Origin of the sequence: Shewanella mesophila (assembly GCF_019457515.1) — a bacterium.
In the GTDB taxonomy this organism is placed as follows: Bacteria; Pseudomonadota; Gammaproteobacteria; order Enterobacterales; family Shewanellaceae; genus Shewanella; species Shewanella mesophila.
Window position 1 is genome coordinate 105,949 of the sequence record NZ_CP080421.1, and the last position, 20,669, is coordinate 126,617.

The 20,669-nt window shown below is 45.6% G+C and carries 22 protein-coding genes; 7 read left to right on the forward strand and 15 right to left on the reverse strand.

The genetic code is table 11. The annotated features are described in order from the left end of the window. Positions 1-4: 4 nt before the first annotated feature. The 4 genes from cyoE to K0I73_RS00500 form a co-directional block, all read right to left on the reverse strand. Positions 5-907 carry a heme o synthase gene (gene cyoE, locus K0I73_RS00485; protein ID WP_220062654.1) on the reverse strand — a complete coding sequence of 301 codons (903 nt, stop codon included), beginning with the start codon at positions 905-907 and terminating at the stop codon, positions 5-7. Positions 908-920: 13 nt separating this feature from the next. Further along, complete coding sequence (locus K0I73_RS00490) at positions 921-1,904, reverse strand: COX15/CtaA family protein (protein WP_220062655.1); 984 nt, start codon at positions 1,902-1,904, stop codon at positions 921-923. Further along, on the reverse strand, positions 1,904-2,449 hold the full coding sequence (locus K0I73_RS00495) for a redox-active disulfide-containing membrane protein (RefSeq protein WP_220062656.1): 546 nt from the start codon (positions 2,447-2,449) through the stop codon (positions 1,904-1,906). Before K0I73_RS00495 ends, K0I73_RS00490 begins: the two co-directional genes overlap by 1 nt. A gap of 192 nt (positions 2,450-2,641) precedes the next feature. After that, positions 2,642-3,466, reverse strand: coding sequence for an SURF1 family protein (locus K0I73_RS00500; RefSeq protein ID WP_350355282.1), 825 nt, complete (start codon positions 3,464-3,466; stop codon positions 2,642-2,644). Between K0I73_RS00500 and K0I73_RS00505 the strand changes: the two genes are divergently transcribed. Continuing rightward, positions 3,384-3,602, forward strand: coding sequence for a DUF2909 family protein (locus K0I73_RS00505; RefSeq protein ID WP_220062658.1), 219 nt, complete (start codon positions 3,384-3,386; stop codon positions 3,600-3,602). The genes K0I73_RS00500 and K0I73_RS00505 overlap by 83 nt on opposite strands. A gap of 45 nt (positions 3,603-3,647) precedes the next feature. Here K0I73_RS00505 and K0I73_RS00510 read toward each other — a convergent pair whose 3' ends face one another. The 7 genes from K0I73_RS00510 to yrfG form a co-directional block, all read right to left on the reverse strand. Continuing rightward, positions 3,648-4,523, reverse strand: a complete 876-nt coding sequence (locus K0I73_RS00510; RefSeq protein ID WP_220062659.1) for a cytochrome c oxidase subunit 3 — start codon at positions 4,521-4,523, stop codon at positions 3,648-3,650. Continuing rightward, positions 4,520-5,089 carry a cytochrome c oxidase assembly protein gene (locus K0I73_RS00515; RefSeq protein WP_220062660.1) on the reverse strand — a complete coding sequence of 190 codons (570 nt, stop codon included), beginning with the start codon at positions 5,087-5,089 and terminating at the stop codon, positions 4,520-4,522. Before K0I73_RS00515 ends, K0I73_RS00510 begins: the two co-directional genes overlap by 4 nt. A gap of 1 nt (position 5,090) precedes the next feature. Beyond that, positions 5,091-6,683, reverse strand: coding sequence for a cytochrome c oxidase subunit I (gene ctaD, locus K0I73_RS00520; protein ID WP_220062661.1), 1,593 nt, complete (start codon positions 6,681-6,683; stop codon positions 5,091-5,093). Positions 6,684-6,692: 9 nt separating this feature from the next. Next, positions 6,693-8,255, reverse strand: coding sequence for a cytochrome c oxidase subunit II (gene coxB / locus K0I73_RS00525; protein WP_220062662.1), 1,563 nt, complete (start codon positions 8,253-8,255; stop codon positions 6,693-6,695). Positions 8,256-8,652: 397 nt separating this feature from the next. Further along, entirely contained in the window at positions 8,653-9,162 is a 510-nt protein-coding gene (locus K0I73_RS00530; protein WP_220062663.1) for a cell division inhibitor SulA, read from the reverse strand. Continuing rightward, a complete protein-coding gene (lexA, locus tag K0I73_RS00535; protein ID WP_220062664.1) occupies positions 9,159-9,776 on the reverse strand; it encodes a transcriptional repressor LexA in 618 nt (205 codons plus the stop codon). The genes K0I73_RS00530 and lexA overlap by 4 nt, the downstream gene beginning before the upstream one ends. Before the next feature lie 123 nt (positions 9,777-9,899). Further along, positions 9,900-10,568 carry a GMP/IMP nucleotidase gene (gene yrfG / locus K0I73_RS00540; protein WP_220064199.1) on the reverse strand — a complete coding sequence of 223 codons (669 nt, stop codon included), beginning with the start codon at positions 10,566-10,568 and terminating at the stop codon, positions 9,900-9,902. Between the two features lie 97 nt (positions 10,569-10,665). Between yrfG and nudE the strand changes: the two genes are divergently transcribed. The 5 genes from nudE (at position 10,666) to K0I73_RS00565 (ending at position 15,187) form a co-directional block, all read left to right on the forward strand. Further along, positions 10,666-11,211 (forward strand): ADP compounds hydrolase NudE, encoded by a 546-nt coding sequence (gene nudE / locus K0I73_RS00545; protein ID WP_220062665.1) that lies wholly within the window; start codon positions 10,666-10,668, stop codon positions 11,209-11,211. Between the two features lie 51 nt (positions 11,212-11,262). Beyond that, positions 11,263-12,075, forward strand: a complete 813-nt coding sequence (cysQ, locus tag K0I73_RS00550; protein WP_220062666.1) for a 3'(2'),5'-bisphosphate nucleotidase CysQ — start codon at positions 11,263-11,265, stop codon at positions 12,073-12,075. Next, entirely contained in the window at positions 12,068-12,529 is a 462-nt protein-coding gene (locus K0I73_RS00555) for a GNAT family N-acetyltransferase (RefSeq protein WP_258405246.1), read from the forward strand. Before cysQ ends, K0I73_RS00555 begins: the two co-directional genes overlap by 8 nt. A gap of 193 nt (positions 12,530-12,722) precedes the next feature. Beyond that, positions 12,723-13,331, forward strand: a complete 609-nt coding sequence (locus K0I73_RS00560) for a TetR-like C-terminal domain-containing protein (protein ID WP_220062667.1) — start codon at positions 12,723-12,725, stop codon at positions 13,329-13,331. Beyond that, positions 13,322-15,187, forward strand: coding sequence for an MFS transporter (locus K0I73_RS00565; protein ID WP_220062668.1), 1,866 nt, complete (start codon positions 13,322-13,324; stop codon positions 15,185-15,187). The genes K0I73_RS00560 and K0I73_RS00565 overlap by 10 nt, the downstream gene beginning before the upstream one ends. Before the next feature lie 83 nt (positions 15,188-15,270). On the opposite strand, the gene mnmH is transcribed toward K0I73_RS00565, so the two are convergent. The 3 genes from mnmH to K0I73_RS00580 all read right to left on the reverse strand — a co-directional run bounded on the left by mnmH (position 15,271) and on the right by K0I73_RS00580 (position 18,708). Then, on the reverse strand, positions 15,271-16,377 hold the full coding sequence (gene mnmH / locus K0I73_RS00570) for a tRNA 2-selenouridine(34) synthase MnmH (protein WP_220062669.1): 1,107 nt from the start codon (positions 16,375-16,377) through the stop codon (positions 15,271-15,273). Next, positions 16,377-17,420, reverse strand: coding sequence for a selenide, water dikinase SelD (selD, locus tag K0I73_RS00575; protein WP_220062670.1), 1,044 nt, complete (start codon positions 17,418-17,420; stop codon positions 16,377-16,379). Before selD ends, mnmH begins: the two co-directional genes overlap by 1 nt. A gap of 181 nt (positions 17,421-17,601) precedes the next feature. Beyond that, on the reverse strand, positions 17,602-18,708 hold the full coding sequence (locus tag K0I73_RS00580) for a fatty acid desaturase (RefSeq protein ID WP_220062671.1): 1,107 nt from the start codon (positions 18,706-18,708) through the stop codon (positions 17,602-17,604). 143 nt (positions 18,709-18,851) lie between these two features. Between K0I73_RS00580 and fabR the strand changes: the two genes are divergently transcribed. Then, positions 18,852-19,466: an HTH-type transcriptional repressor FabR gene (gene fabR / locus K0I73_RS00585; protein WP_220064201.1), complete on the forward strand. Its 615-nt coding sequence runs from the start codon at positions 18,852-18,854 to the stop codon at positions 19,464-19,466. Between the two features lie 75 nt (positions 19,467-19,541). Here the strand turns inward: fabR and trmA are convergent, their stop codons facing one another. Then, the gene (gene trmA / locus K0I73_RS00590; protein ID WP_220062672.1) at positions 19,542-20,639 is read right to left on the reverse strand and encodes a tRNA (uridine(54)-C5)-methyltransferase TrmA; all 1,098 of its coding nucleotides are present in this window, start codon (positions 20,637-20,639) and stop codon (positions 19,542-19,544) included. Positions 20,640-20,669 lie beyond the last annotated feature (30 nt).

Below are 20,669 nucleotides of genomic sequence, written 5' to 3' on the forward strand. Positions count from 1 at the left end.
TAGATTAACCCCAGAGGTAGTGGTCGACTAACAGCACTAGAAATAGTGTCATTAGGTGATAAATTGAAAATCGGAATACTTGCATGGCAAGGCCAGGCTTATCGCGGTATTTGAGTTCCCAAGCTTTGTAGATAAAGCCACTACTTAATAGAGTTGAACCAACTAAATAGAGTGGGCCACACATGCCAACCAGTACTGGGTAAAGTGAGGCTATAGCTAGCAGCACTGTGTAAAGCAATATGCAGGTCTTAGTGAACTCTATGCCATGGGTTACTGGTAGCATAGGGACATCGACCTTGGCATATTCTGCTTTGCGGTGAATGGCTAAGGCCCAGAAATGGGGAGGTGTCCAGGCAAAGATTATAATGACCAGCAGTAGGGCATGCCCATGGAATTCGCCAGTGATAGATGTCCAGCCTAGCAAGGGCGGCATGGCTCCAGCGAGGCCGCCAACGACAATATTTTGTGGGGTCGCTCTTTTAAGGTAGGCGGTATATATCACTGCGTAACCAATGAGGCTAGCAAAGGTCAACCAAGCGGTAAGGGGGTTAACCGCTAGATATAGCAACATAAAACCTAAGATTGCCATTGATGTGGCAAAGGTTAGCGCCCTGAAGATCGAGACTCGTCCTTTAGGAAGCGGTCTGTTATAGGTGCGGGCCATTAGCCCATCGATTCGGCGATCGATCAAGTGGTTGTAGGCCGCAGCGGCACCAGCCATCATACCAATACCCACCAGGCCTGCCACCAGAGGTTGCAGCGGCACCGCTCCTGGTACGGCCAAACACATACCAACCAATACCGTCAGTAACATTAATGCGACCACTTTGGGTTTGGTCATCTCTAAATAGTCACGCCAATGTAAGCTGCTGGCTTGCTGGCTTGTTAGTGTAAGAGGTTTTGCCATTGCCTTGCCTCGCTTATGCTTTACGCCAAAGGGCGTAGTTGATAAAAACCATGGTGAGCAGCAATAGTGCCGCTCCAGCGTTGTGAGAAACTGCGATACCCAGAGGTAGATGCAACACGACATTACTAATGCCGAGAGCGACCTGAATAACAACAAGAGATATCAGCGTCCAAGCTGCGCGCTTTAATTGGGACGATCGCGATAGGGTTAACATCCTGTAGGCGAGCCAGAGCAGTATGGTGGCGGTAACAATGGCACCGAATCGATGGGCAACATGAATTGTCATACGGGAAGAGTAATCCAAAATGCCAAACTCGTAGCTTCCTTCAGTCTTGTGTAGAGGGTTAAAGGCATGCAGTGGGTTGAGATTATTAACCCAGTCACCTTCACATATTGGCAATGCGGTACATGCTAGTGCCGCATAGTTAGATGATGTCCAGCCGCCGAGGATTGTCTGCGTCACTAATATTGCTAAGCTTATCAGCGCTAATGGCGCGAGCTTTTTTGCGGTTGGATCGCCACCCGGTATTCGTAGTGGCTTAGTACGCAAATAGAGGATCCAAAGCAGAGAGATTAAAGTAAAACCTCCAATGAGATGTGACATCACCACAATTGGCATTAACTTCATGGTGACAGTCCACATCCCGAGTGCTGCTTGAAATAAGATGAGTATAGCTATCGCGCTTGGGAGTTTTTTGGGCGCATCTTGAGTTCTAAAGCTCATAAACAAGATGTAAACGATCAATAAGCCAAGCGTGCCAGCGATATAGCGATGGATCATCTCAAGCCATGCTTTATCGGGTTCTACGGTATGTTCAGGAAAGGCCATTTGGACTTGGTTGAGCTCATGAGTCTGAGTGGGTACTTTTAACATGCCATAACAGCCTGGCCAATCTGGACAACCCAGTCCAGCGTCAGAGAGTCGCGTATAAGCGCCCATTAAAATAACGCACATGGTGAAGACGAGGGTGAGTTTAAGTAGTGGAGAGATCTGCATTAACCGACCCTCGACAGCTTAAGCATTTTACGTAAATCTGCCACCATGGCTTTTCCGAGTAAGATCTGTTGTTGTTTATCGTCCACTTGGTCATAGCGCATCACTAGTGACCCTAGTGGGTCGACGATGATCAGCTCTTGATGAAGCATCATCTCAGCTAGTTGCTGGCTGGTCTTCGCGGTATCGAATTGAAATTGTTCTAGCGCTTCAAGATCACTATTAGGTTGTAACAGAACGATTGCTTTGACCCTATCTTGATCTCGTCCTAATGCGATATGACTTTGGCGAAGGATGTAGAGGCGATCTAAGCAGCTGCTATCACACTGGCTAGGAAGCAGATAGATCATCTGCCAAGATTTAGGTTGTGGATTTTCCATCGCTAAACTGCTGTAGCTAGTATCAGGGGTGAGCAACTGGCCTTTGTTTGTGGCTCCACCATGGTAAAGGTTAAGACTCAGCACAAGTTTAGCGGCAACGACTGGTAACACGAACACCAGTAGCAGTATTAAAAGTGGTTTTGCGCCTTTGGATTTATGGGAGTTCATTTTAGCTCCTCTCGTTGATCATTTAGTGCATGGCAACTGCGGCATCACTTATGCCTGCACCGAAAAATGCCAACTTCCCGAGACGGCTAGGAAGTGATTAATTTACTGTTTTAAGCTGCTTAATTTCGCAGCGACTAAATTCTAACCTACAAGGTCTTATTGCTTTAAGCAACAGATCAATTGAGTGTGTCCTTAATTGGGCTTTTTTGTCTTTTTCTTTTTTATTATCAATAAATAAAGCATTAGCAGTAGGAATGCGCCCGCCATAGAAAACCATTGTAATGCGTAACCTTGATGCTTCTGTGCTCCGAGCGGAATCGGTTGCCAGGGTCTAGGGAGCGTATTGCCGAGTAGTCGATCGGGTTGCAGCACCGCAGGTGCAAACTCTTGCTGCAATAGTTGCCCAAGTTCAGTCAGATTAAGGTTTTGGACTCGCAGTGGATTTCCTGGCTCCGCTAATAAATGCTCACTGAGTGGGTTGGTTGATTTCTGATACAGCTTGCCATGTAACGATTGCGTGGACGTGATCGGTGCGACCATAGGTAGCTGGCGCCTATCCATTGTTCCGGCAACAAAGCCCAGTTCAACCAGCAATAAGGGAGTGCCTTGCTTAACTTGCACCGCTTGGTAGGCTAAGTACCCGACGGTGCCTTGATAAACTTGATTGTCTAGTAGGATGATTTGGGTGTTTATGGGGCTGACGTCAACCTTTAAACGATATCCAGTTAATCTGGCACCAATAGGAAGCCCTATGAGTTGCGCGAATGAGAGTGGCTCAGCATTTTGTCTTTCATTTAATTCTTGTTGCCATGCTTGCTTCTCTTCGGCTCTGCTTAGTTGCCAAAAACCTAACTTGACCAATATGCTAAACACCAGCACAGTAAGACAGGTGACAAAGATAGTCGACCAAGAGACAAGCCGCTTAGGAGCCCCCATGACTGGAATATTGTTATTTAAGTTAGTTTTAGTGCTACTACTGCTTTTCATCATATTTAATCTTGGGAGAGCACTCTTCATCTTGGTTAAGGGAGAGGACAAGGCACCAATGAGTCGATATTTGGGGCGACGAGTCCTTTTTTCCGTGTTAGTTGTGTTGTTACTATTGTTGGCGCTAGGACTTGGGATCATTTCTCCAAATCCTCGGCCTTATTAGCGTGTGTTAAACAATCAGCTTCAAAACGTAAACCAGCCTATCGGTTTATAGGACGTAAACAAAAATAAATAGGCACAACCATACGACATCCACGAAGTGCCAATACCAACTACCCGCCTGAAAGGCAAAATGTTTATCTGGAGTAAAGTGACCCTTCAACACTCTAAGAAATAGGACAAATAGAAACACAGTTCCCAAGGTGACGTGCATGCCGTGAAAACCCGTTAACAAGAAAAAGGTATTGCCGTAGACACCTGATGAAAGTGTTAACCCCATCTCTTGGTAGGCGTGCATATACTCTTCTGCTTGTAATATCAGGAACGCTAGACCCAACAATATGGTCGCGCCGAGCCACAGAGTCAGGGCGGTTCGCTTGCCCTTCTCAAGGCTGACGTGGGCAAAATGCAGCGTTACCGAGGAGGTAAGCAGGATAATGGTATTGTAAAGTGGTAGTCCGCTCCATCCCATTGCCTCTGTTTTTGTCCCATCAGGGGTGGTGACTAAGGGCCACACAGCCTCGAAGGTTGGCCATAATACTTCGTGGGTCATGGCATTATTTGATGCGCCGCCTAGCCAAGGGACCGCAATGGTTCGAGCATAGAGTAGGGCCCCGAAAAAGGCGGCGAAAAACATCACTTCAGAGAAGATAAACCAACTCATTCCTTGTCGAAAAGATCGATCCATCTGTTTCGAATATAAGCCTGACATAGATTCGTTTATTACGGTTCGAAACCAGCCAAATATCATGCTAATAATCACCACAATACCGGCTGTTAGAATATAGCCACCACTGGACTGCGGGGTATTGAGCTGTTGTACGTAGCTACCAGCTCCGAATGCGATCAGGAATAAACCGACAGCGCCTAATATGGGCCAAGCGCTCTGGGCTGGCACATAATAGTGTTCATGTTTGGTTGTCATTTTGCTGCTCCTTGTTCAACAGCACCGACGTAACCCTTATCGGTGATATTGTAGAGAGTATAGGAAAGTGTCAGTGTCGATATCGATTGTGGAAGATCGGGATCGACATAAAAAATCAAAGGTAATGCTGCGTCTGCATTGGCTGCTAATACCTGCTGGTTAAAGCAAAAACACTCAGTCTTATGAAAATAGGCCGCCCCTTGTCCTGGTGATACCGAGGGGATGGCCTGTCCTATTGTTTGGCTTAACGAGAGATTTTTGGCATGAAAGTTAGTACGAATGAGCTCACCAGGGTGAATCTGCATACGCTTAACTTCAGGAACAAATTGCCAAGGCATGTCATGTTGGGTATGTGCCATAAACTCTACGGTTACGATACGGGAGGTATCGACTGTCATTGGAGTATAGGCGGCAGCCGTAGATTGGGTTTTGCCATTAATACCAAGTTGATCACACAGCACGTCATAGAGTGGCACCAAGGCAAAACCAAAGCCGAACATACCAATAGAGCCAGCTATCAGCAGCATGATAAGTTTTCGGTTCGATTTCACTTGGTGTTGACTCATTTTATTTGATCTCCGGAGGAGTGGAGAATGAGTGATAGGGCGCAGGGCTCGGTATTGTCCACTCTAATCCCTCTGCACCGTCCCAAGGTTTTGCGGGGGCCTTTTCTCCACTCTTAATACATTTAAGCACTACGGCGAGGAAGATAAGCTGGGATAACCCAAAGGCAAATCCACCGATAGAGACAATCTGATTTACATCGGCAAACTGGATTGCGTAGTCCGGAATTCGTCTCGGCATACCTGCAAGCCCTAAGAAATGCATAGGGAAGAACAGCACATTGACCGAGATCACCGAGCACCAAAAATGGATCTTACCTAACTTTTCGTCATACATGTTGCCAGTCCATTTAGGCAGCCAGTAATAGGCGGCGGCCATAATAGAGAAGATGGCCCCCGTCACCAATACATAATGGAAGTGTGCAACCACAAAATAGGTATCGTGATACTGAAAATCTACCGGAGTGATTGCCAGCATCAGCCCAGAAAAGCCGCCAATGGTGAACAGTATGATAAAGGCAATGGCAAAGAGCATCGGGGTTTCAAAGCTAATCGAGCCTCGCCACATGGTGGCGACCCAGTTAAACACCTTCACCCCTGTCGGAACAGCAATCAACATGGTGCAGTACATAAAGAACAGCTCTGCAAACACTGGCATGCCTGTGGTGAACATATGGTGCGCCCACACAAGGAACGACAATATGGCGATACTCGCTGTGGCATACACCATTGAAGAGTAGCCGAAGAGTCTTTTGCGACTGAAGGCTGGGACTATCGCCGAGATAATGCCAAAGGAGGGGAGAATCATGATGTACACTTCGGGATGACCAAAGAACCAAAATATGTGTTGGAACATCACTGGATCGCCACCACCTGCGGCATCGAAGAAGCTGGTGCCGAAGAACTTATCAGTCAGAACCATGGTGACTACACCTGCCAACACCGGCATCACAGCAATGAGTAGAAAAGCCGTGATAAGCCATGTCCATACAAACAATGGCAACTTCATCCATGTCATCCCAGGTGCACGCATATTAACGATAGTAACTATCACGTTAATCGCACCCATGATCGAACTGATCCCCATTATGTGTATCGAGAATACAAACAAGGCTGTGCTATCTGGGCTATAGGCTGTGGAAAGTGGGGCATAGAATGTCCAACCGAAATTGGGTCCTCCACCTTCCATAAACAGCGAGCTTAACAGTATGGTAAAGGCGAAGGGTAAAATCCAAAAACTCCAGTTGTTCATTCGCGGAAGCGCCATGTCTGGAGCGCCGATCATCATCGGGATCAACCAGTTAGCAAGCCCTGTAAAAGCTGGCATTACCGCGCCAAAGACCATAACTAGACCATGAACAGTGGTCATCTGGTTGAAGAAATTTGGCTCAACTAATTGTAATCCAGGTTGAAAGAGCTCCGCCCTGATCACCATGGCCATCGCGCCACCAGTTAGAAACATAATAAAACTGAACCACAGATAAAGCGTGCCAATATCTTTGTGGTTAGTGGTTAAAACCCAGCGCATAAGCCCTTTGGGGGCACCATGATGATGGCCATCATGAGCGGCTGGTAAATCTTGTGTTATTGTGCTCATTTTAATCCCTTACTTTCCGTGACCATCAACATCGGTAGCCTGAACCGCATCACCAGAGTTATTACCCCATGCATTACGCTCATATGTCACCACAGCAGCAAGTTGTTGCGGGGTAAGCTGCGCGCCAAACGCCTGCATAGCTGTGCCTGATTTACCCTTGAGCACTATATCTAGATGACCAGAAACAGGACCTTTTACGACGGCGCTGTCGACAAGTGAAGGGAAAGCGCCTGGCAAACCAGTCCCAGTTGCTTGGTGACAAGCAACGCAATTGCTGAGATAAACTTGCTCGCCCATGGACATCAATTCTTCCATCGTCAGATCATCTAAAACCGTAGCCTTTGAATCTTGTGTTGCTTCGGTTACAGCCGTTATGTTTTCTGTCGTTGGTGAGTTTTCCGGTAAGGTGCTAGGCGTCTTTGGCGTGGTATCAGTCGCTGCAGCAGAGCTTGCCCGTTGGGAGCCACTGACATCAGCAGCTTGAATAATATCGCCAGAGTCGTTACCCCAAGCATTACGCTCAAAGGTGACTACTGCGGCGATTTCAGCTGCCGTTAGCTGTTTAGCAAATGCCTGCATCGCCGTCCCCGCTCTACCATGCAACACTATGCTAATATGATCTGATACTGGTCCTGTGATAATGGGGCTACCAATTAGGGAAGGAAATACCCCAGATAATCCCGCACCATTAGGTTGGTGACAAGCTGCGCAGCGTGCCATGTAAACCTGCTCACCTTGGGTCATTAGCTCTTCCAAAGAAAGAGTCTGGCTCAATGAGGCTTCGGCTTGCGCAGCCGCGAGACTAGCTTGGGCTTTTTGAGCTTGTATCCAGTTGTCAAAATCGGCTTCAGAAAGCACTTCGACGACGATAGGCATAAAGCCGTGGTCTTTACCGCAGAGCTCAGCACATTGCCCTCGGTAGGTACCGGGTTTATCGATACGGGTCCAGGCTTCGTTGATAAACCCTGGGTTGGCATCTTTTTTCACCGCAAATGCAGGAACCCACCATGAATGGATCACATCCTCTGAAGTCATTAAGAAACGAACTTTTTTATTAATAGGTAGAACGAGCGGTTTATCAACTTCAAGCAGATAGTGCTCGCCTTTGGCTTCACTGCCTTCTATCTGTGTTCTTGGCGTTGCAAGTAGGCTGTAGTACTCGATATCATAATCGAAGTAGCTATAATGCCATTTCCATTGGGAGCCCGTGACCTTAATGGTCAAGTCCGCATCGCTGGGATCTTCCATTGCGATCAGGGTTTGTGTTGCTGGAATAGCCATCATGATCAAGATAACGAAAGGAACAATGGTCCAGGCTATTTCGACCTTAGTGCTTTCATGGAAGTTGGCGGCAACGGCACCTTTAGAGCGTCGATGGTTAATGATCGAATAGATCATCACACCAAAGACCACAATGCCTATGGCACAACAGATGTAGAGAATGGTCATGTGGAGACCAAACACTCTTCCACTAATCTCTGTAACCCCTTCTGTCATATTTAGGGGCATATCGGCTGCGAGTATGGGGGGCGTAAACAGCAACGCCAGCAAACAATACAACACTTGCTTCACTAGACTTCTCCTCTGTCAATTGCGAAGGCAACTACAAAGAAGAGCCACACAGTATGTCTCGGCTCTATGCAAACTCTTCGGTTCCCAAAAAAGCAACGATGACTTCAAAGTGCGCTGGTGGTGTAAATATTGTTATTGCTGGTGGTGACCACGCTTGCACTTACGGCTGAATATATCAGGCTAATTTCAACGTATTGGCTCAATAAATCACTGCTGATTGAATCAATAACATCGACATCTAAATTGTTCGGATATAACAAATAATCGTTGATATCTACTACTAACTTAATCTGTGTTCAAATATTGATCAAGATCACTTTTATTTTATTTTTCTAAACAAAACAGCGACAAAAAAGCCCCTTGCGGGGCTTTAGTACGGAAAGGCAGAGTAAATCAATTAATGAAATGAGCTAAATAAACAAGCTTGTTGTAAGCCGAGATCCTCGTGCATATGGGCTGTTACAGGTAAGTGACTATTTGCATCTTCAATAACAACACCTAGGGCTTGAGTGTTTTTAGCGACTATCTGTAAGCGACGATTATCGCGTTCATCGAGTGATTGCGTCCAACTAATTACCGCACTGGATGTACCACTTGTGAGTGCTTTTTCCATTGCCCAAAGCGCTTCAACTTCATCTTTGGTATGTACGAGCAGAATGCGGTCCATGCGAACCCCTGCATCGGCGAGCATCTGTTTGTAGCCAATATTGGGTGGGCTGATCAATACGACCCATTGTCCTTGCTGGCTTAATCTCGCTAGTTGAGGAGTTAAAGCTTGTAACTCATTTTTACCTTGAGTACAGCTTGATACCGTTGAAATGGTATTTTGATGCGATGGCTTCAGTTGGCTATTCATATCAACCCAGAGGCCGGGATGACGTGGCGCATTACCGATTAAATTGTTCATTGCCAGTCTCCGTTGCGAATAACGCCGACAGCTAAACCTTCAATGCTTAGGCTCTGGTTGGTGAGATCAACAATAATAGGTGAATACTCTTCATTTTCGGCATGTAAGTACACAGTGTTGCCTTTCTTTTCGAAACGCTTAACCGTGACATCATCTTCAACTCGAGCGACGACAACCTGTCCATTCCTCGCTTGCTCTACTTTATGCACAGCAAGTAGATCGCCTTCTAAGATGCCAATATTCTTCATGCTGTCACCCCGAACTCGCAGCAGAAAGTCGGCACTGGGCCTAAACATGTTGGGATCGACCTGATAGTGTTGCTCGACGTGTTCTTGGGCGAGTATGGGTTCACCGGCGGCAACTTGGCCGATTAATGGTAAACCTAATTCTTCTGGCTCATCTTCTTGGGTGAGTTTTATCCCGCGAGATGTACCTGGCATAATCTCGATGCAGCCTTTTTTCGCCAGTGCTTTCAGATGTTCTTCGGCGGCATTAGCGCTTTTAAAGCCTAATCTACGCGCAATTTCAGCTCGGGTCGGTGGCATGCCCGTGTCGGCGATATTACGCTTAATTAGCTCTAAAATTTCAGCTTGCCTGGGTGTTAATGGTCTCATTATCAATCCTGTCTTTCCATACAGTAACTGTTAGTATATACAGTATTTGTGGTAGTGCAAGTATTAACCAGATTTTTACCTAAAACCATTAGCTTTCTCATTTTATTCATACAGACGCAGTGCCTATTCTTCGGCTAAAAGATCATCGAGTAGATCGTGATAGTCGGCTATTGCTGGGAAGTCGTTAAAAATTTTTAGTGGCTTTTGGCTATCGGGGTTCTCAATCCCAAGCAGATAACCAACACCTGCTTTTTGTGCGGCTTGTAAGATGGGTTCACTATCGTCAATGAATAAGCATCGGCTTGGGTCGAGTTGATATTGTGTGAAAAGCGTCTCCCAAAATTGGGCAGCTTCCTTAGGGTATCCCGTTGAATGGCTCGATAGCATATGGTCTAGACCTGCGGCTAAATCAGTATGTTCAAGTTTTAGTGCGAGGCTGCTTGGATGGGCATTGGTCACTAGGATTCTCGATTTCCCTTGCTCTCCTAAGGCGGTTAGAAATGGCATGCTATCTTGGCGCATTTGGATTCTGTCGACAACCTTGCGGTGCAAGGCGATGATATCGAGTTGGAGTTCTCGCTCCCAGTAGTCGAGACAATACCACTCTAAGGTACCAAAGACTTTGTCATAGGCGGCTTCTACTAGGTTTTTTGCGCGATCGATCGGCAAGTTTTTTTGATGGCTAAGGGTTTGAGGCACTAGGCTGAGCCAGAAGTGATTGTCAAAATGCAAGTCCAGTAATGTGCCATCCATATCGAGTAGCACTGTATCTATCTTATTCCATGGAAACATAATCGGTGTGAAAAAATTCCATCGGTAGAGTTGTGGATTAATCACATCATAGTAAGATTGGACTGTGATGCAAACGCCATTTTTATCAGGGACATTCATGTCGGACAAGAAGCCACAGATTTTACATGCAGAAGTTGTTGCAAAGAGCCGTCTGTTTCAGATTGAACAAGTGCACCTAAAGTTCTCTAATGATGTCGAGCGCCAGTATGAGCGCATGAAAGGGAATAATCGTGGCGCGGTTATGGTTGTCCCTATTCTTGATGACCAATTATTGTTGGGGCGTGAATATGCTGCGGGTACTCACTCCTATGAATTAGGCTTCCCCAAAGGCCTAGTCGATCCTGGTGAAACACCAGCACAGGCGGCAAATCGAGAGTTGCAAGAGGAGATCGGCTATGGGGCGAATAAGCTCACTCATCTTATGGAGTTAAGCTTGGCTCCAGGTTATTTTGCTAGCAAGATGCAGATCTATGTTGCTGAAGATCTTTATGAGAGTCGCCTAGAAGGCGATGAGCCTGAGCCTATAGAGGTTGTAAGCTGGCCGCTAAGTAAGTGGTTTGAGCTGTTATCGCTGGAAGATTTTTCTGAATCAAGAAGCGTAAGCGCCTTGTTTTTGGCTCAGAAACATCTAAAACTAAAGTAGTTAATTCGAATTGTTATATATGCATTGCCTGTTTAGGCTGTTGGAGTTGTGATGAAGCCAGAAGATTATGTTGAACAGGTGATCGCCATCGCTGTTGAGGCGGGGCTAGCGATAAAAGATATTTACCTAAAAGGTAGTTTTGATAAGGAAATTAAAGCCGATAATACCCCTGTGACATCCGCCGATCTGGCGGCTCATGAGATCATTACTTCTGCGCTTAATCGATTAACTCCCGACATCCCCGTTTTATCTGAGGAAGATGCTGAAATTCCACTTTCGGAGCGCGCCCAATGGAAGCGTTACTGGTTAGTCGATCCCTTGGATGGTACTGGTGAATTTATCGCGGGTAGCGGTGACTTTTCGGTGATTATTGCCCTCGTTGAACATAATCGGCCGATTATGGGCATAGTCTATGTGCCAATGACTGAAGTGATCTATTATGCAATTGCTGGATTGGGGGCTTACAAGCGATCTGGTAAAGGTGAGCTGCGTATCTCTAGTCGTCAGCTAACTAACGCCGACACACCTTCACTGCGATTGGCTGTTAGCCGTCGTCAGGATCCACATTCGGTGTTGAAGTTATTTAATCAATCAAGACATTGTGAGCTGGTTGTATTAGGCGGCGCTGCATTGAAAAGCTGCTTAGTGGCAGAAGGGCGCGCCGATTGTTATGTCCGTATTGGACCAACGGGTGAGTGGGATACCGGTGCCGCGCAAATTATTATCGAGGAAGCCGGTGGTCAGGTGATGGATCTTGAGTTGCAGCCCTTAAGTTACAACGAGCGGGAAACCTTAGAGAATCCAAACTTTATCGTCGTGGGTTCTACGCATCTGCCTTGGGATGAGCTATTAGTCAGTGAATAACCTGTTCTCTTTCGCTGTTCGCCCAGCACAAAAGAGTGAACTAACCTCAATATATCAACTTGAGCAATCCCTTTTTGGCGATCATTGTTATCCCGATTTTTTCTTTCGCCAGAGCTTTGATTGTTGGCCTAAAGGGCTACAAGTTGCGCTGGATAAACAAGATAATCTCTTAGGCTATATTCTCATCGCGCCAAGTGAGCAAACTCAGTGTGTTTGGATATTGTCTGTTGCGGTCGATAGTCTTGCTCAGGGGCAAGGAGTTGGTAGACGACTCATTTCCGATGCGCTTACTGATCTGCCTAAGCATGTGACGGAAGTTAAGCTCACTGTTGCGCCAACCAACCCTGCACGGCATCTGTATCTCTCCTTAGGCTTTATTGAGCAAAGCGTCGAGGAGGATTATTTCGGTGCTGGTGAATGCCGCATACTGATGTCGCTTGCTCTTGCGCGGTAATAACCTTTATTTATTGCCGTGCACAGGACAATAGACGTCCACGGTACTTTCCGCTAGTCGCATATTAATGAGTTGCTTTAGCTTAAGTCTGTATCCTCCCTGACAGCTTTTAATAAAAAACAATTATGAACGTTGTTTTTTATTTTGGTTGCTGCTATTTTGTCATCACCATTGAGGGAGTTGAGGATATGAGATGGCTAGAAGAAAAGAGCATACTCATGAAGAAATAAGGGAGATGGCTATCACTGCAGTGGTCGATCATTTAGAGCAAGATCAATTGAGCAGTTTAAGTTTACGTAAGGTCGCAACCGCTATTGGCTATGTGCCAAGTACCTTGATCAATATTTTTGGTCGTTATCAGGTCTTGCTGTTGTCTGTGTCCGAGTTGACGTTACAGCAGTTGCATCAAAGTTTGAAATTGGTTGATGAGCAAGATAATGCCGAAGCGATAGTCGCCATGGCAAGAGTATATAGCCGTTTTGCTTTAGCGCATCCTCATCGTTTTAATTTGGTGTTTGAATTAAAGATGCTTGATGACCACTTGCCACCTCTTCACAATAAGTTGATTAAGGAGTTATTTGGACTCGTAGAATGGCGACTTGCATCACTGTTCAATCATCATGAACAGCAAGAATTGCAAAAACATAGCCGGGTGATTTGGGCTGGAATACATGGGCTCACCTGTTTGGCGTTAGACGATAAACTGTTTATCGAAGACACTACACTCGACGATTTGCTCCACTGTCATGTTGATTCACATTTAACTGCAATGGGATACCAAAAGGATTTGATATGCTGCTAACTAAACGATTTTTGCCCTATTTTGTGACCCAGTGCTTAGGGGCGCTAAATGACAACATCTATAAAAATGTGCTGCTGTTAATGGTGACCTATGCCCAGATAGGAGAGTTGCCTATTAGTGTTAACCTGTTTGTAAACCTTGCGGCAGGAGTGTTCATTTTACCGTTTTTTCTATTTTCCGCCCATGCCGGTATGGTCGCCGATAACATGGATAAGGCTAAATTAATACGCAGGTTAAAGCAGTTAGAAGTGGTGATCATGTCTTGTGCTGCTATGGCTATTCTATCTCAAAGCTATATGGCTATGCTGGTGTTACTGTTTTTAACGGGCAGCCAATCGGCCTATTTTGGTCCGGTAAAGTATTCTTTGTTACCTCAAGCTTTGGCCCAAACTGAGTTAGTGAAAGGAAATGCTTGGGTTGAAATGGGGACTTTCCTATCTATTCTGATCGGAACCTTAAGTGCAGGCTTGTTAGTTGCCAACGAGCACGGCATGGTCATTACTGCCGTTACTGTTTTTGTGTTGTCGTTATCTGGTTACTTGTCTAGCAGGGCAATACCCGCGTTGCCGCCCCAAGGAGAGATCAGCAAAATCCGTTTTACTCCCTTGTCTGGAACTTGGCGTAGTATCGCCAAGGTTAAGCAGACGCCGAGTATCTGGATGGCGATTCTGGCGATTAGCTGGTTTTGGTTTTTAGGCGCCACCTATCTGACCCAATTTCCTAATTTTGCAAAGTTACACCTACATTCTGATGCCACCGTTGTTTCGCTATTACTGGCGCTATTCTCTATTGGTATTGCTGTGGGATCGTTTGTTTGTGAGCGTTTTTCATATGGTCATGTGGAGTTAGGGATTCTACCTTTTGGCGTGGCGGGATTAACTTTGTTTGGCATCGATATGTTGTGGGCTATTCCTCAACCTACCGCTCAGCTGCAAGCTGTGTATAGCCTAGGCAGCTTTGTGGGCAATGAGCAACACTATCGGGTGATGTTTGACCTGTTTATGGTCGGGGTAAGTGGCGGCTTATTTATTGTCCCGCTTTACTCATTTATCCAGTCTAGGGCTGATAAGGGAGAGTGTGCCCAGGCGATTGCCGCAAACAACATTATTAATGCCCTATTTATGGTCTGTTCGGCGCTGCTGTCGATGCTATTACTTGAAGGGTTTGGTTGGAGTATTACTGAGCTATTTTTGTTACTAGCCATACTTAACTCAGTTGTTGCCCTCTATGTGTACTCTAAAGTCCCCGAATTTACTCAGCGTTTTGTTAGTTATTTGCTCAGCCACCTATTCTATCGTGTTGCTGTGACGGGCAGAGATAAACTGCCTAGAGAAGGCGCGGGTATCATAGTGTGTAATCATGTGAGTTATGTGGATGCACTAGTGATCATGGGGGCGTCCTCAAGACCCATTCGCTTCGTCATGGATAAATCAATCAGCGAGATCCCTTTACTTAAATCCCTTTTTCGTCACGCTGGAGTTATTCCAATTTGTTCACCTAGACAGTCTGAAGTTACTTATAATCAAGCATTTGAGTCTATCCATCAAGCGTTAGCCAATGATGAGCTAGTGTGTATTTTCCCTGAGGGACGCCTAACTGCCGATGGGCAACTGGGGGAATTTAGGCCGGGGATTGATAAGATATTAGCTAGAGATCCCGTCACGGTAATCCCTATGGCGCTAAAAGGTTTGTGGGGTTCTTACTTTAGTCACAAAGATGGCCACGCCTTTAGTACTCGTCCAAAGCGCTTTTGGTCAAAAGTATCGGTAAAGTTAGATGATCCAATTAATGGAACTGATGCTAATCGACATCTGCTGCGCGATAGGGTGGCGGCTATGATGACGAGCTCAAAATAGTGCTCGGGGGAACGCTTAATTTTCACGATATGTTGAGACTAGTCTTAATAAAGCCAGAAGGTTAACTCTGGCTTTTTAATCTATTATCTCAATGCTCGCTCGTCGAGCCATTGATGCATTGCTTTATGATCACCCCGAAAGAGTATGCGGTCGCTTTTTTTGTCGATTTGATACAGGTACATAGGATCATAATATTTATTGAGCAGAATACTTATCCACTCTAAATGCGCCTCGGTATTACCTCGACTCTGTTGCACTGCTAGCGCGTGACTAATTATTGCTTGTAGTTCATCGTGCTGCTTACCACCAATCCGCTTTTTAATCCCAGTGATACTTTGGGATAAATATTCTGCAAAGGCTACAAAGCCAGCATCTTCCCCCAGGCGTTCGATATAACCGTTAGACATTTTGTGAACATATTCGTCAAGTAAACGGTTTAGCCTAGCGTCTCTATGTTCTTCTAAGATCGCGATATCAGCGGCTTGCATGCCTTTATAAAAAGCTTGTGGTAGCGCTGAGCGGCCAATGAGATAGCTTTCATCTTCGAGTAACAATGATTTGGCATTGCTGTGTTGATGTTTTAATAGCGCGACCGCTAGGGTATTTTCGAAATTGATCTGTGTTGGTTGCGCATCGTGGTACCGACCAAAGCTTGAGCCTCTGTGATGGGCAATACCTTCGAGATCGACCGCTTCGCTGCGTTTGTGCAGAAAATCTGTTTTTCCACTACCGGTAATACCGCTCAGAATTAGCATGGGCTTCTCGCTGGGAGCGGTATCGATAGTGTCTATTAAAAACTGGCGCATCGCCTTATATCCACCTTCGATATAAGGAATATCCAATCCAGCTTCTTTTAGCCATTGCTGTGTCAGCTGAGAGCGAAGTCCGCCGCGAAAGCAATATAGATAAGCATCGGGATTAGCGTTGAAATATTCTATCCAAGCATCAATCCGACGTTGTTTGACGTTGCCACCCACCAAGGTGTGGCCTAAGGCAATAGCCGCCTCTTGGCCTTTTTGCTTATAACAGGTGCCAACCAGCTTGCGCTCTTCATCCTGCATGAGTGGATGATTAGCACTGGTCGGAAAAGCCCCTTTATCAAACTCTATCGGCGCGCGAACATCCATAATGGGGTGGTCGCTAAGAAAGAGCTGCGTATATGTACTCTTAGGAACAATATTGGATATCATTAAATGAGTTCCAGGAGTTGAGGTGAGTCTGTGTTATCAACTAATTGGCCAATACTTATCGGCGCAATATTATTGGCGCTAAGTAGTGCAATTATTTCGGCTTCATGGGAACTTGATACCGAAATAAGTAAGCCGCCGCTGGTTTGCGGATCACACAGTAGGGCTTTCTGTTCCTCGGTTACTTGCGGTAGGTGTTCGCCGTAACTGTCAAAGTTGCGATGAGTTCCTCCTGGGATGCACCCCATCTCTAGATAAGCTTTCGCTTTTGGCAATAAGGGCAGAGTATCAATAGCTATCTTGGCAGATAGATTTGCCCCCAGACACATCTCGATAAGATGTCCCGCTAAGCCAAAACCGGTTACGTCTGTCATCGCGGTCACGCCACTGATCTTTGCGATAACTGGCCCAAGTTTATTCAGTTCACACATGGCATCGGGCGCGATGTTGATATCTTCGTCGGCGAGTTTCTTTTGTTTCTGCGCCGTAGTAAGAATACCTATACCTATAGGTTTTGTGAGATAGAGTTTATCGCCAGCCTTGGCTGTATTGTTTTGCTTAAGCTCAGTCAATGGGATCTGTCCCGTTACTGCAAGGCCAAAAATGGGTTCGGGTGCATCAATGCTGTGTCCACCGGCTAACATAATGCCTGCGTCGGCACAGGCTTGGCGACCACCGTCGACCACTTGCTGTGCTATTTCGGCTGGTAGTGTATTCACTGGCCAGCCTAGGATGGCAATCGCCATCATAGGCGTTCCACCCATGGCATAGATATCACTAATGGCATTGGTCGCTGCGATGCGCCCAAAAGTAAATGGATCATCAACGATTGGCATGAAAAAGTCGGTGGTACTGATGATCCCGGTTTCTTCGTTTAGCTTGTAAACTGCGGCGTCATCACGAGTACTATTACCCACCAATATATTAGGATCGTCGAAATGAGGTAGCTGTGATGCCAGAATGGTGCCTAATACTTTAGGGGAGATCTTACAGCCGCAACCTGCACCATGACTGTATTCAGTGAGTTTGATTTTTGTTTCTGACATGAACTCGAAGACTCTAATAAGGAAATGAACAACGGCCAATGATAGACCCATCTATTGACCACTTCAATCCGGTCGAGTGTGCGATGTGACCCTTTGCTAGTGATATCTTAGCTCATTGCCAGCAACAAAAAGGCCACTCGCTAGAGTGACCTTTATTTGAAGCTGATCATTGCTATTGAAATTAAGCGTAATTAGCCGTGAGTAATTTCCAGTTTTTCTTCCGTGCGAGCAGATCTTGTTTGAGCTCTTCAACTCTTACCATCAGCTGTTGACTGACAAGTTGCTTGCGTTTTGCTTCGAGTAGCTCTTTTTTTGCTTGGTAGTACTCGCTAATATGAGTCTTTAGCAGCTCATATTCAGCATGTAATTTTTCTAGCACCTCTTCTCTATTCGCGAGTTTTTCGATTCTGCGTTGGGTGCGCTTGAGTTGCATCTGTAACTTTGCACTCTCGATTCGTTCCTGAGGGGTGACGCGTCTTTGTGTTGCAAGCCCAGTCCAAGCCATTGCATTAATTAGCCATTTTGTTGGATCATACTGCCACCAGTGAATACCATTTCGATAGTCATTTTCAAAGATGTGGTGGAAGTTATGATAGCCCTCGCCATAGGTAAACACCGCGAGAATGCCATTATCTCGAGCCGTATTCTTGTCAGTATAGGGCTGCTTACCCCAGATATGAGCTAATGAATTAATAAAGAAGGTGCAGTGATGTACCACTACTAACCTAAGCAATCCCGCCATGAGTAACATTGCCCACACATCGCCGTTTAACCAGCCAAGTAAGGCGGGCAAGCCGATATTCATTATCAGCAGTAAGGGAAGGTAGTATTTATGTTGCCACATCACAATTTTTTCATTTTGTAGGTCGCGAACGTTTTTATAATCGTTATAACGCTGCGACTGATACTCCCTGAGCATCCAGCCAATATGGCTATACCAGAAACCCATGTTCGCTGAATAGGGATCTTTGTCATTGTCATCCACATGCTTATGATGAATACGATGATCTGATGACCAATGTAATGCACTGTTTTGCAATGCAAGGGCGCCGCCCAATGCAAACAGGAATCGCATCGACCAATGTGCTTTATAGGCTCGGTGAGACCATAATCTGTGATATCCAGCGGTGATCGACAAGCCACTAGCAAAAGCTAAGCCGATAAAGGCCAGCCATTCCGCGATTCCGTAACCATAGGTAATGCCGTACCAAGGAACTAAAATGACAGCACCGAGAAAGGTGATGGCAAATAGTAAAATATTGGTCCAGATGAGGGGAGGTTTGTTCATTATAATATCCAACAGCAAAAAAAATTGAGCGTACACTTGTACGCAAATTTAACCTGCTTCATTACCTAGGTCAAGGTGGGCTGCGTTTTTCTGCTAAAGAATGTATTATCGTGGGATTATCTTTATCTAGTGGATTCATCATGATGGGCATCAGAGCACAACAAAAAGAAAAAACTCGTCGGGCGTTAGTCGATGCTGCATTTAATCAATTGAGCGCAGAGCGGAGTTTTTCGAGTCTGAGTTTGCGAGAAGTTGCAAGGGAAGCCAAAATTGCGCCTACTTCTTTCTATCGTCATTTTAAAGATATGAATGAGTTAGGTCTGACTATGGTTGATGAAGGTGGTTTAACCCTCCGGCAGATGATGCGTAAAGGTCGTCAACGAGCCGAGGCTGGCGGTAGCGTTATTCGTATTTCAGTTGATACTTTTATGGAAGTACTGGAATCAAATCCAAACGTATTTCGGATTTTACTCCATGAACGCTCGGGTACTTCTGCGCCATTTCGCGCTGCGGTTGCGCGTGAGATTGAGCATTTTATCTCAGAATTGGCCCATTATACTGAGGCAACGGCAAAGAGAACGCCAGAATTAGCCAGGGCGCAGGCGGAAGCTTTAGTGACACTCGTGTTCAATGCTGGGGCAGCTGCCTTAGATATGAAACGTGTTGATCGAAAGATATTGGCTGACAGGTTAGTGATCCAGTTGCGTATGGTGGCTAAAGGCGCTGAGTCGTTACAGCAAAAAATGGAAAATCGTTGATTCAGTGTTGGATTCTAGTGAGATTTTTACGCAAAAAGGGCCATAAGGCCCTTTTGTGATTTAAAGAGTCGCTGTTTAGCGTTTTTCTAATAACACACCTGATTCCATATGATCGGTATATGGGAATTGGTCGAACAGGGCGAAGCGGGTAATTTTATGTGTTTTATCTAATACGCTTAAGTTGTCCATTAAGGTATTAGGATTACACGAAATATAGATAATGCGTTCATAACCTTGAACCATAGCCAAGGTGTTGTCATCGAGGCCCGCACGCGGTGGGTCGACAAAGATGGTATTGCAGTTGTAGCTATCTAAATCGACACCTTCTAAGCGTCTAAAACTACGTTTTTTCGCTAGCGCATCGGTAAAATCCTCGGCAGACATACGAATGATCTGTAAGTTGTCGATGTTATTAGCTTCAATGTTGTATTGCGCCGAGTCTACAGATGGCTTAGCAAGCTCGGTGGCTAATACGCGATTGAAGTTTTGCGCTAGCGCAATAGAGAAGTTACCGTTACCACAATAAAGCTCCAGTAGATCTCCAGTGCTCTGTTGGGTGATATCGATTGCCCATTCAAGCATCTTGATAGAAACCTTGCCATTAGGCTGAGTAAAGCTATTTTCTATCTGTTTATAGGTTAGCGTTTGGCCACTGACTGGCAAGGACTCAATAACATAATCCCTATCCATAACTAATTTTTGTTTACGAGCACGGCCAATGATATTGACCTTGAATAGCTCACCCAGACATTGCTTGAGGGCTTGCACTTCATCTTGCCACTGTTGATCTAATTGCTTGTGGTATAACAATGATACGAGGATTTCACCGCTTAGGGTCGATAAAAAATCCACCTGGAATAGCTTATGGCGTAATATCGTGTTGGGGCGAAGTTCAGCCATTAGGGCTGGCATCATTTGATTAATCAATGCGCTGGCGGGTAAGAATTGTTCGCAACGTACTTTTTGATTAAGAACCTTATCGAACATATAGTAGTAAAGGTCTTCGCCTTCATGCCAGACTCTAAACTCAGCGCGCATACGATAATGCTCTGGTTCTGAAGCGAATACTTCCAATGATGGAGTGTTAAAGTCAGCAAATAGTTGCGCTAATTTTTCACGTTTAGCATCAAGTTGCTTATCGTATTGGCTAGGATCCATTGCTTCTAAATTCATTTTTAAACACCATTGCTATCATTGGGGGCG

Coding starts and splice junctions, on each gene's coding strand:
- cyoE (WP_220062654.1), bottom strand. CDS start 907: ATGGCAAAACCTCTTACACTAACAAGCCAGCAAGCCAGCAGCTTACAT.
- K0I73_RS00490 (WP_220062655.1), bottom strand. CDS start 1,904: ATGCAGATCTCTCCACTACTTAAACTCACCCTCGTCTTCACCATGTGC.
- K0I73_RS00495 (WP_220062656.1), bottom strand. CDS start 2,449: ATGAACTCCCATAAATCCAAAGGCGCAAAACCACTTTTAATACTGCTA.
- K0I73_RS00505 (WP_220062658.1), top strand. CDS start 3,384: ATGACTGGAATATTGTTATTTAAGTTAGTTTTAGTGCTACTACTGCTT.
- K0I73_RS00500 (WP_350355282.1), bottom strand. CDS start 3,466: ATGAAGAGTGCTCTCCCAAGATTAAATATGATGAAAAGCAGTAGTAGC.
- K0I73_RS00510 (WP_220062659.1), bottom strand. CDS start 4,523: ATGACAACCAAACATGAACACTATTATGTGCCAGCCCAGAGCGCTTGG.
- K0I73_RS00515 (WP_220062660.1), bottom strand. CDS start 5,089: ATGAGTCAACACCAAGTGAAATCGAACCGAAAACTTATCATGCTGCTG.
- ctaD (WP_220062661.1), bottom strand. CDS start 6,683: ATGAGCACAATAACACAAGATTTACCAGCCGCTCATGATGGCCATCAT.
- K0I73_RS00530 (WP_220062663.1), bottom strand. CDS start 9,162: ATGAACAATTTAATCGGTAATGCGCCACGTCATCCCGGCCTCTGGGTT.
- lexA (WP_220062664.1), bottom strand. CDS start 9,776: ATGAGACCATTAACACCCAGGCAAGCTGAAATTTTAGAGCTAATTAAG.
- yrfG (WP_220064199.1), bottom strand. CDS start 10,568: ATGTTTCCATGGAATAAGATAGATACAGTGCTACTCGATATGGATGGC.
- nudE (WP_220062665.1), top strand. CDS start 10,666: ATGTCGGACAAGAAGCCACAGATTTTACATGCAGAAGTTGTTGCAAAG.
- cysQ (WP_220062666.1), top strand. CDS start 11,263: ATGAAGCCAGAAGATTATGTTGAACAGGTGATCGCCATCGCTGTTGAG.
- K0I73_RS00560 (WP_220062667.1), top strand. CDS start 12,723: ATGGCTAGAAGAAAAGAGCATACTCATGAAGAAATAAGGGAGATGGCT.
- K0I73_RS00565 (WP_220062668.1), top strand. CDS start 13,322: ATGCTGCTAACTAAACGATTTTTGCCCTATTTTGTGACCCAGTGCTTA.
- mnmH (WP_220062669.1), bottom strand. CDS start 16,377: ATGATATCCAATATTGTTCCTAAGAGTACATATACGCAGCTCTTTCTT.
- selD (WP_220062670.1), bottom strand. CDS start 17,420: ATGTCAGAAACAAAAATCAAACTCACTGAATACAGTCATGGTGCAGGT.
- K0I73_RS00580 (WP_220062671.1), bottom strand. CDS start 18,708: ATGAACAAACCTCCCCTCATCTGGACCAATATTTTACTATTTGCCATC.
- fabR (WP_220064201.1), top strand. CDS start 18,852: ATGGGCATCAGAGCACAACAAAAAGAAAAAACTCGTCGGGCGTTAGTC.
- trmA (WP_220062672.1), bottom strand. CDS start 20,639: ATGAATTTAGAAGCAATGGATCCTAGCCAATACGATAAGCAACTTGAT.